Raw genomic sequence first — 13763 nt, forward strand, 5'->3', positions numbered from 1 at the left:
TTATCTCCCCGCTGGCGGGAAATATCCAGCAAAAATGAAATGGCGGTTTAATTTTGTGATTGTGCTCACTTAGCCGCATAAATAAAAGCGACTATTCTTCCTGCCGTTGGCGCATAAATAATTTTATAAAATCGAAATAACAATAACTTATTTAATTCTCGTGTCATGACGGGAGGACCTTGTGCAACCTGAAAATATTCATCTGGCTAACCCTTTAAGAACCCGCAACGACCTCCGGCAGCTGGTTAATGAACTGCTGAGTGCCGTGTCGCCCTATTTTAAAAATGATGCCAGTCGTATCGATCTGGCGAATTTCACCGCTCATTACGGGCAACGGGTGGCGAGTATGGAAACGTTCTCGCGCCTGCTGTGGGGCGTCACGCCGCTGCTTGCCGGCGGCAGCGAGCCGCCGCAGTTTTGTTTCTATCTGCAGGCCATTAAAAATGGCACCAACCCGCAGCATGCCGATTACTGGGGCGAGGTGAACCCCTACGATCAGCGTATCGTGGAGATGGCCGCCTATGGTCTGCTGCTGGCGCTGGCGGGCGATAGCGTGCTGGCACATTTCAACGAGCAGGAGAAGGCGCATCTCTGGCGCTGGTTAAAACAGAGCGAAGCGCAGGCGATCCCGGACAATAACTGGCACTTCTTTCCCATTCTGGTGCAGGTCGGTTTTCATCACGCCGGGATGCCGACCAACCCCCAGGTGCGGGAAGCGCATTTTAGCGCCATGGAACGCTACTACCTGGGCGACGGCTGGTATTCCGATGGTCCGGGCCGGCCGCGGGACTATTACATTTCGATGGGCTTCCACTTCTACGGGCTGATTTACGCGAAGCTGATGGCCGATATCGACCCGCAGCGCTGCGCTGAACTGCGTCATCGGGCGCTGCTGTTTTCCGCAGATTTCATCCATTTTTTTGCCGACGATGGCGCGGCCGTGCCGTTTGGCCGCAGTCTGACCTATCGCTTTGCTCAGGCGGCTTTCTGGAGCGCGGCGGCTTTTGCCGGTCTGGATTCGTTCTCCCCAGGGGTGATAAAGGGCATTGTTCTGCGTCATCTTCGCTGGTGGCTTAAGCAACCTCTGTTCGATCGCGATGGCGTGCTGAGCGTGGGCTATAGCTACCCGAATCTGATCATGGCGGAGGATTACAATGCGCCGGGCTCTCCCTACTGGGGCCTGAAAACAATGCTGGTTCTGGCGTCAGGTGAAGATGCTCCCTTCTGGCAGGCGCCGGAGCTGCCGCTGCCGACGCTCGCCGCACGGCACAGCATCAGGCACGCGGACCAGGTACTGGTGCATCAGGCCGATCACCTGTGGATGCTGACCTCCGGCCAGCTTGAGCTGAATAATTTCGTCAATAGCGAAGCGAAATACTGCAAGTTTGCCTACTCCACCCGCTACGGGTTCACTATCGAGCGCGGGCGCTACGGGTTAAGCCACGCTGCGCCTGACTCCATGCTGCTGCTCTCTGAGAAGGATAATTACTGGCGTGGACGACGCGACTGTGAGGCGGTAACAACCGCCGATGGCATGATCTACAGCCGCTGGCGGCCGTGGCGCGATGTGGCGATCGAGACCTGGCTTATCGCGATGGGCGACTGGCAGCTGCGGGTACATCGCATCCATACCGCGCGTGCGCTTGATACGGCCGAAGGGGGATTCAGCGTGCCGAATCGCCCTCAGCCTCAGGTGCAGGACGGGGAGGGCGGCTGCCGGCTCATCACCCCTGCCGATACGTCGGCCATCCTGTGCTTAAGTCCGCAAAGGCGGCGCGGCGAGACGGTTCTTACACCGCCGAACAGCAATCTGCTGTTTGCCGAACGCGCGGCGGTTCCGGTGTTACGTGGTGACTTAGCACCAGGAACGCATCTGTTATTCAGCGCGGTCTGGGCGGGGAATCCCGACGCCTTTGAACCGCGCGGTTGTCCACAGGCCCTCATTTGCGATAACGCTGTACGCTTCGTGACGGCACAGGAAGAAAAACATCTTACGCTGTCCCCGGAGAACGCCCTATGACCACTTCATCCTCTGTGCGCGGCGCACAGTACAAAATGAGCACCTTTATCTTTCTCTACTTTTTTACCTGGTCCTCAAGCTTTGGCCTTTACGCGCTGTGGCTTAGCCAGAAAGTCGGCCTCGATAGCATCACCATCGGCAGCGTTTTCGCCATCAACGGCGTGTTCGCGGTGATCCTGAAGCCGGTTTACGGCTACATCATGGACAAGATCGGCATGAGCAAATGGCTGCTCTATTTTGTCTGCGCCGTGTCGGCCCTGATGGCGCCGTTCTTTGCCTTCGTCTATCAACCCCTGTTGCAAAGCCACACGACGATCGGCATCACTCTCGGCGCCCTCTATTTAAGCCTCGGCTGGTATGCGGGCGTCGCGGCGTCGGAATCTTACGCCGATCGCTTTAGCCGGCTGTACGGCCTGGAGTTCGGTCGTATTCGCATGTGGGGATCGCTCGGCTGGGCGATGGCCGCTTCCGTTTCCGGGCTGCTGTTCAACTTCACGCCGCTGGCCAACTTTCTGTTGAGCAGCAGCACGTCGCTCCTGATGCTGCTGGTGTTAATCAGCCTGAAAATCGGCGATGAGCAGTTGCGTAACAACAGCGTGATTTCGGCGAACAAAATCGTTTTTAGCGACGTGATGCAGTTACTGAAAAGCCGTAAATTCTGGATGTTCAGCCTGTATGTCGCCGGTGTCGCATGGATGATGTTTATTGCTGAGCAGCAGTTTCCGCGCTACTTCGTCTCATTTTTTGCCACCAAAGAACAGGGGAATGCCTGGTACGGCTATCTCAGCACCGTGCAGTCCGGTATGGAATTCGTGATGATGATGTTCATTCCGCTGCTGGTTAATCACTACGGCGCAAAGCGGGGCCTGCTGTTCTGCGGCTGCGTTGTCGGGGCCAGGCTGATTGCCTCAGGCTTGACCAGCGACCCGCTGATCATCTCGATTATAAAACCGTTTTATGGCGTCGAAATCGCGCTGTTGCTGATTTCGGTCTTTAAATACATCGCCGAGCACTTTGACCGCAGAGTCAACGCCACGATGTACCTGCTGGGCTATCAGGCGATGATCTACGTCGGTTCTATCGTGGTGGCGCCGCCGGCGGGCTACCTCTACGACAAAATCGGCTTTGAACATACCTATTTGCTGATGGGCGGCTGCGCCCTGCTGTTTACCCTTATCTCCGCTTTTACGCTCTCGCGCTGCCGCTCCGCGTGGGACGCATCGCGACCCTTTTCCCCGGCGTTGGACGCCACCCCGGTTGAACCGGCCAAACATTAATTCAGGAGTTGTTATGACCAAAAAGGTGATTACCGAAGCCCTCCGCCCCGTCGAGCTGTATCAGGTCGACCGGCTGGCGCTGCGCCAGAAGCTCGACGATGCGCTGTCCCGCGTGACCCGTAAGCTTGATAAAAACATTGTCGCATTTGGCGAGAAATTCCCGGGCGAGGCCTGTGAAAACGGCATCTGGCCGCGCTCTGAAAACGTCGAGTGGACGACCAGCTTCTGGCCGGGCCAGCTGTGGCTGGCGTGGGAAATGAGCGGTAATCCGGCCTATCGCGAGGCGGCAGAGCGCTATCTGTCCTCTTTTGCCCGGCGCATTGAGGAGCGTATCGATACGGCGACGCACGATCTGGGGTTTCTCTATACCCTCTCCTGCGTCAGCGCATGGCGACTCACCGGTAACGAGGCCGCCCGTCAGAGCGCGCTGCTGGCCGCGGAAACGCTGATGGAGCGCTTTAATCCGACGGCTAAAATCATTCAGGCCTGGGGGGATCTGAACGACCCGGAACAGCAGGGGCGGATGATCATTGACTGCAATATGAATCTGCCGTTGCTCTACTGGGCCAGCGAGCAGACCGGGGACCCGCGCTATGCGCAGGCGGCCACGGCCCATGCGCAACAGGCGGCACGCTACATCGTGCGCGAAGACGCCTCGACCTACCACACCTACTACATGGACGTAAACAGCGGCGAGCCGCGTTTTGGCAACACCCATCAGGGCTATAGCGACACCTCGTGCTGGTCCCGCGGCCAGGCGTGGGGCATCTACGGCTTCCTGCTCAGCTATCGCTATACCGGTGATAAAAGCATGGTGGAGCTGTCGCGCAGTCTGGCCCACTACTTCCTCAACCGCCTGCCGGAAGATGATGTGTGCCACTGGGACTTAGCCTTGCTCGGTACCGACGCGGTACGCGACAGCTCGGCGGCGGCGATTACCGTCTGCGGTCTGCTGGAACTGGTCAACGCGCTGCCGGCGCTCGATGAGCATCGCCCACATTACGAGGAGATGGCGCTGCGTATCGTCCAGTCGCTGACCGACAACTATCTGGCGACCGACGATGACCCCACTGAAGGGTTGCTCAAGCACTCGGTCTATCACATGGGCAGTGGAAAAGGGGTGGATCAGTGCTGCAGCTGGGGGGACTACTTCTACCTTGAAGCGCTGGTGCGCCTGCGCCAGACCTGGTACTCGTGGTGGTAATGTCTGCATGGATGGAGAGAACATGAAAACGGTAGCCGTTTTGTTGGCCCCGGGCTTCGAAGAAGGGGAAGCGATTGTCGCGATCGATGTTTTACGGCGTTTGAATATCACCGTACAGACGATCTCCTGCGCGCAGACGCGCGCGGTGGTCAGCTATCACGCCATTGCGATGATCGCCGACAGTACGCTGACGGAAAGCATGGATCAGACCTTTGACGCGGTGGTCCTGCCGGGCGGGCCTGAAGGGAGCGTCTATCTGGCCCAAAGCGAGCAGGTTATCGCGTTTGTGCGTCGCCACGATGAGCTGGGCAAATATCTGTGCCCGATCTGTTCCGCCGCCGCGCGCGTGCTGGGGGGCAACGCTCTGCTGAAAGGCCGCCGCTATGTCTGCTCCGGTGAACTCTGGCGGCAGGTGACCGATGGCGTATATGTTGACGCGGACGTCGTCGAGGATGGCAACCTGATTAGCGGCCGGGGGCTCGGGAAGGTGTTTGATTTTTCCCTGACGGTGGCGGCGCGTCTGCACGGCGATGAAGCCGCGGCTCGCCGGCACGCGGAGCATATTGATTACCGCTGGTAGCGCAGGGGAGGGAGGCCGCCACCGTCAGGCGCGCTGAGGTGAGCAAAAACTGGCCCGGGCGATGTCCCGGGCTTTAGCGATAAGGTTTGTCGTTTTTACCCACCACGCATGGCGGCCAGACGGATCATTGGTAGGAAAAGGTAATGCTCGCCAGAGCGTTGGCGGAGCCCGGCACCAGCGGGCCGGTGCGAACGTACCGTGCCTGAAACGGCAAAGAGAGCGCCTGCACTGCCGTGGTGGTCTGGATAAAAAACTGGTTGCTGGTACCCGATGCCGAACTGTCCGGCCCCATCATCAGCGGGCCGCTGCCGTTGTAAAAGAACTGTACGCCCACCCCGGAGGCGGTGGAGTCGCCGGTCAGCGTCACGGTGGAGGAGGTGTTCGATGGCGTCGTTTGATCCGTCATCACCGCATAGAGCGCAACCTGTTCATCGCAGGTGAGGCTGACATTAAATGCCCCCGACGGCGAGGTGCTGCCGACGTTGGGCAGCGTGCGTACATCGAAGGTACCCAGTTCGACACTGGCGCTGTTTGTGCCGACCGTACAGCCGCTGGCCGTCACCGTCACGGTGGTAGGGTTGATGATCACCTGGGCGGTTTTGGTTTCGTTGTTATACGCCGTCAGGATGGCGGCATTAATGGTTGGGATCTGGTATACGCCCGTTTTCAGCGCATTGCCGGTTTTAATGTAGGTCAGTTTCGCCGACCAGCCTAAATCAAAAGCCATGCCGCTGGTGCCATCGGCGGGGTAGCTTTGAGTCACCCCGTTCTGCAGCGGCATGTAGGATGAGCCGTTAAAGTCTTTTAGCCCGAGGATGTAGCCTATCCCGGGTACGCCGGTCTCAAAAACGGCGTAGTTTGCGCCATCGACGTTCACCGTGATTCCGGCGGGGACAGCGCTGCCGCTCGGTTCGAGCGTGCCTTTGTTACAGGTAAAAATCAGCCCGCACCAGAACACCTGCTGCACGCTGACCGTGGCGATCCACGTTGAGCCGATAATGTTTCCCGGGACGACGGAATCGGCGGGTCCGGTGTAGGTCATCGGTTGTGGAGAGAGCGTAATATCCGATCGCCATTCCAGCGCCAGCACGTTGGTGCTGACGCACAGCCAGCCGATAAACAGTAAAAAACGCATCATTGATACTCCGTAGTCCAGGTGGCGATGGCTGACACGTCTCCGGTATTGACGGGGGCGCCCGTGGCCACCAGCCGCGCATAAAATGTCATCTGCACGCTTTCATCTCCCGAGGCGCCGTAGGCGGTGGTTTGGCTTTCCAGCGGCACCAGGAGGCTGTCTTTATCCAGGATTTGTACCGCCACCCCGGTTGCGCCGCCGTCTGCCACCTTAATCAGCTGCGGGTTGAGGTCGTCCGGCGTGCCGCTAAAGCGGATTTTTGCTCCGGCAAAGGTGGGGCCGCACTCCTCCAGTTTTAACGTGAAGGCGCTTTTGATATTGCTTACCGCGCCCGCTTCGCGAAACTGCTTAATACCGATGGTGCCCAGCGGAACGCTCTGTTCTTTGGAATCAGCGGAAACGACGCAGGTATTGCCGATTAAATGACCGCGCACGGAGACCAGGACGTCATAGCCGTAAGCGGGGGCGGTCAGGGCAACAATTAGCGCGATAGCGGGCAGCCGGGTCGTTACTGGCATATAACCTCCTGTGAATAGAGGCCGGTATGGGGGTTATAGTCCTGCTGGCGCAGGCGATATTTAACGCTGCAACTTTTGGCGCTCCCTTGCCCCCAGACGGCTTTGAGCGTGCCTTCAGGCGGTAAACCTGGCAGATACAGGCTGCCGGCATCGCCAACGATACTGCTGGTCTGCTCATCGGCAAGCGATACGACGGCGCCGAACGGCAGCACCTCATTGTGACGGCGAATCACGAACAGGGCCTTCGCCCCCTGTCTGGTCACCATGGTGGCCCGCACCAGCGCGCCATCGGTCGGCGTTTTGCTGACGATGGCGTTCTCCAGCTCAACGTCATTTCCGGCGGTGGTGACATCCAGCGCGACCTGATTGACGCGATACGGTGTGGCATAGGGGATCACCGCGTAGCCCCGGCTATCGGTTTTGATGCCTTTATGATTGAGCACCGAGACGTTGCCGGCCCCCGGCGCTTTGACCAGGATATTGGTGTTTCCCAGCGGTTGGCTCAGCGTCAGGCCATCTTCATGGAGAACCGCGCCGCCGCTCATGCCGTAGCTCAGATTGCGGGCGTCGCGGGAGTAGCTATAGCCCAGGTTGTAGTCTCCCCATGGACCCTCATACTGCAATGCGCTATCGGCCCCGTACTGCTGCTGCGCGCTGTAACGCTGATTGACGTTATAGAACAAATTCTCCATGCCGGGCATGTAGCCGCTGACGCCCGTGCTGTTGATGGTGCCCGTTGAGCCGGCATGCGTGGTGGTAAAGCGGGCGCGGGTCGCCAGCTGCGGCGTGCCGAAGGGGATGGAGAGCGACAGGGCGAAGAGGTTCTCTTTCTGGTTATCGAACAGGTTGCCGCTACGTTGAAAACTGGCGCCGACGGAGACATGACGGAACATGGCATTCCACGCCAGCTGCAGGCTTTGCGTCTTGTTGGCGGTATGCCAGTAGGTTTGCTGATCCCATGACAGAGAGAGTGAGCCGAACCCGCCCATCGGCTGTGATAGCAGCAGCTGGTTCTTCGCTTTGCGTGACAGATGCAGGTTATAAAGGTTCTCATAGCTGGTGGTGACGCTACCATCCGCCTCTACTACCTGCTTCGCTACGCCGCCCGTCATCCCTTTGTAGGCGGTATCGCTCAGGGTATAGAATCCCTGCGTAGAGTAGCGCAGCGAGTAGAAATTAAAGCGTGTGCCAAAGTCGTTGAGCAGCTTGCCGTATCGTAGGCGCAGGGAATCACCGCTGTAGCGATGCCCGTCCGCCAGCGTGCTGCGCGCGTGGGTAATATCCAGCGAGTACGCGCCAAAGCGCCCGAGATTTTGCCCCACGCCGAGCGCGAGCCCGCGATAGTTTTCAGAAAACTGCGCGCCGCCGTAAAAGGTGAGACCGTACTCCCAGCCATAAAACAGTTCGCTCTGAGCGAACGACGGGGAGTCCTGGTTGCCGATGGGACGCAGCTTCCCGCCATTGACGGCGTATTTCAGCTGCCCGGTGCGCACCAGGTTCGGCACGCTGGCAAACGGAACGATGTACTGCGTTTTGCTGCCGTCGCTCTCCTGAATGGTGACGGCTAAATCGCCGCCTGAGGAGGTGGGGTAGAGATCTTTCAGCATGAATGCCCCGGCGGGGACGTTTGTCTGATAAATAATGTTGCCGTTCTGCCGTACGGTAACGGTGGCATTGCTACGCGCGATGCCGCGAACCTCCGGTGCGTATCCGCTCAGGCTGGCGGGCAGCATGTTGTCATCGGTTTTCAGCGCGACGCCGCGCAGGCCGACGGAATCAAAGAGTTGTGCGGAGGTGTAGGTCTCTCCGACGTAAGCCTGCGCGCCCAGGGCAGGGATATCCCTTTGTAGCCAGGTTTGCACATGGCTAAGTTCATTGGCCTGTTTAGTCCAGGTGGTGTAGTCGCGTAGCCGCCACGCTCCCAGATTCACGCCGCTGTTCAGGCTGACGAAGAGCTGCCGATCGCGGGTGCGGGTGTCGCCGCGAAACTCGTTACTGGAACCGTTGACGACGTAGTTCAGCCAGGCGGCATGGATACCATATTCCCAGCTTTCCGGGCTGACGTAGCCGCGCGGCAGATGACGCATAAAGCTCTGCGGCAGGCTGAAATTGAGGGTTAGCGTTTTCTGGTCGAAATCAAAACGAGCGCCCGGAAACAGCGCGTTTAAAAAATAGCATTGCCGGGTCAGCGGCAGCGGTTCGTCTTTGGCCTGCCGGCTATCAATACCCAGCGCGACGATTTGTTCTGGGGTGACGCAGGGCATGGCTTCGCCTTGCCCCTTGCTCCGCTCGATGCTGAATTTCACATTACCGGTGAAAGCATAATTGTTATTAATATAAACGTTAATGTTGTACTCGCCGGGTGGTAATGCGTTCCCCGCATTAACCCATGAGAGATCGGCAATATTCCCGCTCTCACCGCTGAGGAAAGCAGGGTTAAACTGCAAATCACTCTCTGCGGCAGCGACATGCTGCATGGCATGGACAATTACCATGGCGCAAATGATTTTTGCTTTCACACGGTCATACCTTTCATTTTTATTTTTGGGTTAGCGACACGCTGTTGACGGGAGTCCAGGCTCCATAATCATTGATGGTCTGATAGCTCATCACCCTCGCCTGAGTGAACGATTCCATCAGCGTTATGCTGGCCCGCGGCGGAACCATCACCGGTTGCACGGGCCTGCCGTCGATTTTTAAATTGATGGTGGTGAGGTAATACGGCGTGGCGTTATTGAGCGTGACTTTGCCGGCGCGATAGTCGGCGGTGATTTTTTTCCACGCTTCGTTAACATCGCCTGCGAGACCTTGCGGGCGATAAAAGACTTTTATGCGGTTAGCCGAGGCAAATTGCAGTGAATTGCTGGCCGCGTTGTTACTTTGCTGCGGAATGGCTTTAACCGTCATCCAGTACAGCGTTTCGCGGTCCCGCGGTAGCGATTTGCCGTTAAACATAATTTTCACGACGCTCTCGGTTGCTGGCTTTAAAACATACAGCGGCGGCGTGATGACAAAATCATTCGAGCGTTGCCCTTGCTCATTCTCGATCCACGACTGGATGAGGAAAGAGGAATCAGGGTGTGTGTTTCTGATTTGCAGCATCGACTGGGTCGTGGCGCCTGAGTAAACCATTCGCGTTGCGCCCAACCCCACCCCGCCCGCATACGCTACCGATGAGCACAGCGAAGCGGCCAGACAAATCCATGTTAATGAGCGCATAGTGCCTCTCCTGACAGTGAGCCGGGCCCGGCCAGAAGGCCAGGCCCGAAGATTACGAATAGGTAACGGTGTAGGTTGCGACGGCGCTGGCATCGCCCGCGGTGGCGTTGCCTTGCGGCGAATAGTATTTCGCGCTGAAGTTGAGGGTGTTTGAGCCATTACGCAGGGCGACAGGCGCTGCGGCTTCGCCCAGTCTCACGACGTTACCCTGCTCGTCATACAGACGAATAGCCACGTTTTGCGCGGATGCGCTGCTACCGTTAGAACCGACGGCGAGGCTGTCGGCATCGGCGCTGTCCGGCGTTCCGGTAAAGGTTACCGCAACCGTCGTGGCAGGGATCGGGTTCTCTTCAGTAGACCCGGAAGTATCCGCGATTTCGCAATCCTCAAGAACGATGGAGAATGCTTTTGCCGTGCTGGCCTCGCTACCTGCTGCGGCGAGCGTCGCGGTACGCACTTCCCCGAGGTTGACGTCAATATTGGCGCTATTGGCGCTGATGGCGCAGGCCGAGGTGACGACGCTGCCGTTGAAGTTGACGGTGCCACCGCTGGTGCCCGCTGCCAGCGCTGAACCGAATGGCAGCAGAGCCGCAATGCCTAATGCCAGCAACGTTTTGTTATTTACACGAGTCTTCATTTTTTTGATTCCATAGTTTGCTATTAAAGGACGCTCTCTGAAGCAACGGGGTTAACTGGTTAAAAAAACCAGCAGGTCCGTCTTATTTCTGAGACCTAGTTTTCTTATCGCTGAGTTCTTTAAGGCGCTGACACGGCGATAGGAAAGTTTCTCGAGTTCGGCGATGTAACGTATATCCAGGCCATTGCGGATTTTTTTCAATACCCGCCACTCCCCAGGGGTCAACGACAACGCCATGGGCCTGGTTTTTGACCGATAGCGGCTATCCACCATTTTTAATAAGCTGGCTCGCCAGTGATAAAGCGGATCCTGTAGCGAGATATAGGCATCAATCTCGCCATGAACCCACAGCAAAGAATTCGCCGGGGTGGAGTACATGCATACGAACACCTCAGGATAATTCGCTTTGATTTTTTTTATGTGGCTCAGGCAATCAAAGCCGGCGTGATATTTTTCAGCGCCCGAAACAAAGAGAATATCAATCGTAGATGTTGTTAACAGGTTATCGATTCGTGAATAATCGCTATCTGACTTTTCTATTCGAATGCCCGGGGAGATACCTTGTAATAATGTCGTGATGCCGTGGCGGGCAAAGCGATCGCCTCCCATTAAAGCAATGTTATAATTGCTTTTAAATTCAAGTTTATTCGCCATGTTATTCCTTAATTTATAATAATGCGGTGCCACTGTGCAGGCATGGCAGGTATCACCAGTCTCTCTTGGTTATCATTGCGCTTAGCTGCCACTATACTCAGTTAGATAAACCGGTAATCTGAATTAATCTTAATTTATTTTAATCGCGGGTATGCGCAGGTTCATCCTGGGGGCTTAACTAACACATTCCCTTAATTATCTGCAAATAAGCATAACGACATTTTTTAATGAAAATTTGTCTTTGATAAATGTTTTGTAAGTGAATTGTCATGTAGTGTCATTTTTGCGACTTGATTACTTACGGTGACTAACAATTATCGAGTTATTAGCTCGTTTATTGCTGATGGTTTCATTTCGAAACATTTAACGAAATCAGCCTGTATACCTTGCTGTTCCTGGTTTTCAGGAAAATTGAAGTCTCATTGTTCAGAAGGTTTCAGACACGGGTGACCGTTATGTTCAATTTCTTTATTTGTATGGTTTTGTCAATGTCAAGGGTCCTGTAGCGGTGGCGATTCAGAGTGGGTAACTAATAATGAGTAGCGGCCTGAGGAGGATGTTAATACCTGGTCTGGGGCGGCATGCAGGTGAAAGAAAGGAGGTTAAGAAAAAATAAGGAAAAAAGGTTTTTGTCTGTCGGGTGGGGGCGGGCGACTGTGAGTGTTATCATCAATGATTTATCTGACTTCAGTTAAGCGGCAGAAAAGTGAAAGAAAAAATAAGATTTTTCGCCAACGACTGAGATATACAGCATCAGATTTATCAGTCATATTCATCTGTGTGAGGGCGTTGATTTATTCCTTTTAACCCATGCAGTCACTACACATGGGGGCGACAGACATGCTTTAACCGGAGATTTTTGCCGACCATATGCATAAGTATTATATCATTAATGAAAAGGTTGAGTTTCACCCCGCGACCAGTACTCTGCATGATCTTAACCATCCTGATCGGGTAGTGGTTTTAAATTCTCCTGCCGGCCGTTGTTTATTGTTATTAATAGAACGGGCTGGCACCATTGTTACGCAACAAGAGTGTATGGATATCGTCTGGCAGAGACGAGGGATGCTGGTGTCATCTAATACCTATTATCAAAATATCTCTATTCTCCGGAAGGGGCTCAAGAAAATCGGTCTTGATAACGATCCTGTCGTAACTATTCCTCGTATCGGGTTAACCCTGGCCAGCGGTACGCAGATTACGATTAAAGAAGCGTACCCACGGTTATCAGAAAGTGAGGAAAACGCCAAAGGCCAGCAGAGCGATACCGCTGAGCCGATAGCGCAACCCGTGCCTGAAACCGCTAACTCTGACACGTCGGTGAAGGCATTTTCCTCTTCGGCGTTACGTCAGCTGTGGCTGGCGGGCGCGTTGCTGGCCCTTTTGCTGCTGGCAGGCATCGGTGTTATCAACCATAGCTTTGCCCAGGGAAACCATTTTGTGGACGACTATCGTTTTCTGAAGAGGGTCGGAGAATGTCGGGTTTATCTGGCAAGCGGTATTCAGATGAAAAGCGAGCAGACGATGGCATTATCCTACATCGAATATTTTAAGGATGATTGCGGTAATTTCCCGTGGATTTATATCGCCAGTTACGCTCTGCCGCCACGAGCATCCGTTATCCGTTGCGACAGGTCGATGAAGGAGCCAAATCGCTGCATTTCTGACTATTTTATTGAGGATCGTTAGCATGACTCGTTATCGTCTGATGCTCTATATTCTCAGCGGTTGTTTACCGATCGGCGCGCTGCTGCTGGGTTATTACCTGTGGCAGTGTTATTACGTGCGGCCATTTTCCTGTGAAGTGAATTTTGTCCAGCACCATTCGGATGAAACATTGCAGCTGTGGCTAAATTACAGAATGGATGGCACCCGCGGTATGCTCATGATGAATGGTCGGGTGCGGGGGAAGGTAAACAAACGGATTAATCGTAAAATATCGTTTCGTGTGGCGAGTAAAGGGAACGTGTTTTACCTGACATCCGAGCATAATATGAAGTTCCCGGATGACCAGGTGGAGGATAGCTGGTTGGAAAAATATGAGCCGCTTTTTTTCGTCTATCCGCAGAAAAGTATTTATATGCAGATTAATGCTCAGCAGAACGGAAACTATCTTTTTATTTTAGAAACCTTGCCCACCTATGTGTGTCGCAGTATCACCCGTCGTCATTAAAACAGCATTTTGCCCACTGCTGAATGCGGCATTATGAACCAAAATAACCATTCCAGAAGAGTGGCTATGTGCTTTGGTAATTTTCAGGAAACGCCCTGCGAAGGGGCAATATGAATCTGACAATGATGGCGGTTGCACGCGCTGCTGGTGCAGATACGTGCTGGTTACGGCAGTTTATTTTCCCTAAAATAGCCAGTTACGGAGGCCGGCAGGCTGACGGCCGGAAGCGTGTAACTTACGGATAATTAAAACGTAAAATAAAAGTTGTTTTGATATAGCTGAAGAGTGAACAATAAAAAAGCGTTTCAAATTACGCGGTTCTCATTTATGCTTAATCCGGTATTAC

The 13763-nt window shown here is 54.9% G+C and carries 12 protein-coding genes; 6 read left to right on the forward strand and 6 right to left on the reverse strand.

The window, feature by feature from the left end:
- The first annotated feature begins 181 nt into the window (after nucleotides 1-181).
- The 4 genes from EDF73_RS14130 to EDF73_RS14145 are packed head-to-tail and all read left to right on the forward strand — an operon-like array spanning nucleotide 182 to nucleotide 5081.
- Nucleotides 182-2020: a DUF2264 domain-containing protein gene (locus EDF73_RS14130; protein WP_132729740.1), complete on the forward strand. Its 1839-nt coding sequence runs from the start codon at nucleotides 182-184 to the stop codon at nucleotides 2018-2020.
- On the forward strand, nucleotides 2017-3297 hold the full coding sequence (locus tag EDF73_RS14135) for an oligosaccharide MFS transporter (protein WP_132729741.1): 1281 nt from the start codon (nucleotides 2017-2019) through the stop codon (nucleotides 3295-3297). The genes EDF73_RS14130 and EDF73_RS14135 overlap by 4 nt, the downstream gene beginning before the upstream one ends.
- A gap of 13 nt (nucleotides 3298-3310) precedes the next feature.
- The gene (locus tag EDF73_RS14140; RefSeq protein WP_132729742.1) at nucleotides 3311-4501 is read left to right on the forward strand and encodes a glycoside hydrolase family 88 protein; all 1191 of its coding nucleotides are present in this window, start codon (nucleotides 3311-3313) and stop codon (nucleotides 4499-4501) included.
- Between the two features lie 22 nt (nucleotides 4502-4523).
- Nucleotides 4524-5081 (forward strand): DJ-1/PfpI family protein, encoded by a 558-nt coding sequence (locus EDF73_RS14145; protein ID WP_132729743.1) that lies wholly within the window; start codon nucleotides 4524-4526, stop codon nucleotides 5079-5081.
- Between the two features lie 124 nt (nucleotides 5082-5205).
- Here the strand turns inward: EDF73_RS14145 and EDF73_RS14150 are convergent, their stop codons facing one another.
- The 6 genes from EDF73_RS14150 to EDF73_RS14175 are packed head-to-tail and all read right to left on the reverse strand — an operon-like array spanning nucleotide 5206 to nucleotide 11244.
- On the reverse strand, nucleotides 5206-6216 hold the full coding sequence (locus tag EDF73_RS14150; RefSeq protein ID WP_132729815.1) for a fimbrial protein: 1011 nt from the start codon (nucleotides 6214-6216) through the stop codon (nucleotides 5206-5208).
- Complete coding sequence (locus tag EDF73_RS14155) at nucleotides 6216-6734, reverse strand: fimbrial protein (protein ID WP_132729744.1); 519 nt, start codon at nucleotides 6732-6734, stop codon at nucleotides 6216-6218. Before EDF73_RS14155 ends, EDF73_RS14150 begins: the two co-directional genes overlap by 1 nt.
- On the reverse strand, nucleotides 6725-9253 hold the full coding sequence (locus EDF73_RS14160) for a fimbria/pilus outer membrane usher protein (RefSeq protein ID WP_132729745.1): 2529 nt from the start codon (nucleotides 9251-9253) through the stop codon (nucleotides 6725-6727). Before EDF73_RS14160 ends, EDF73_RS14155 begins: the two co-directional genes overlap by 10 nt.
- 19 nt (nucleotides 9254-9272) lie before the next feature.
- The gene (locus EDF73_RS14165) at nucleotides 9273-9953 is read right to left on the reverse strand and encodes a fimbria/pilus periplasmic chaperone (protein WP_132729746.1); all 681 of its coding nucleotides are present in this window, start codon (nucleotides 9951-9953) and stop codon (nucleotides 9273-9275) included.
- A gap of 52 nt (nucleotides 9954-10005) precedes the next feature.
- Nucleotides 10006-10590 carry a fimbrial protein gene (locus EDF73_RS14170; RefSeq protein ID WP_132729747.1) on the reverse strand — a complete coding sequence of 195 codons (585 nt, stop codon included), beginning with the start codon at nucleotides 10588-10590 and terminating at the stop codon, nucleotides 10006-10008.
- Nucleotides 10591-10641: 51 nt separating this feature from the next.
- Nucleotides 10642-11244 carry a LuxR C-terminal-related transcriptional regulator gene (locus EDF73_RS14175; protein WP_132729748.1) on the reverse strand — a complete coding sequence of 201 codons (603 nt, stop codon included), beginning with the start codon at nucleotides 11242-11244 and terminating at the stop codon, nucleotides 10642-10644.
- An 870-nt stretch (nucleotides 11245-12114) separates the two neighbouring features.
- Here EDF73_RS14175 and EDF73_RS14180 point away from each other — a divergent pair.
- The gene (locus EDF73_RS14180; RefSeq protein ID WP_132729749.1) at nucleotides 12115-12933 is read left to right on the forward strand and encodes a winged helix-turn-helix domain-containing protein; all 819 of its coding nucleotides are present in this window, start codon (nucleotides 12115-12117) and stop codon (nucleotides 12931-12933) included.
- Between the two features lies 1 nt (nucleotide 12934).
- Entirely contained in the window at nucleotides 12935-13417 is a 483-nt protein-coding gene (locus EDF73_RS14185; protein WP_132729750.1) for a hypothetical protein, read from the forward strand.
- Nucleotides 13418-13763 lie beyond the last annotated feature (346 nt).

It is taken from the genome of Klebsiella sp. BIGb0138, assembly GCF_004342285.1.
In the GTDB taxonomy this organism is placed as follows: domain Bacteria; phylum Pseudomonadota; class Gammaproteobacteria; order Enterobacterales; family Enterobacteriaceae; genus Klebsiella.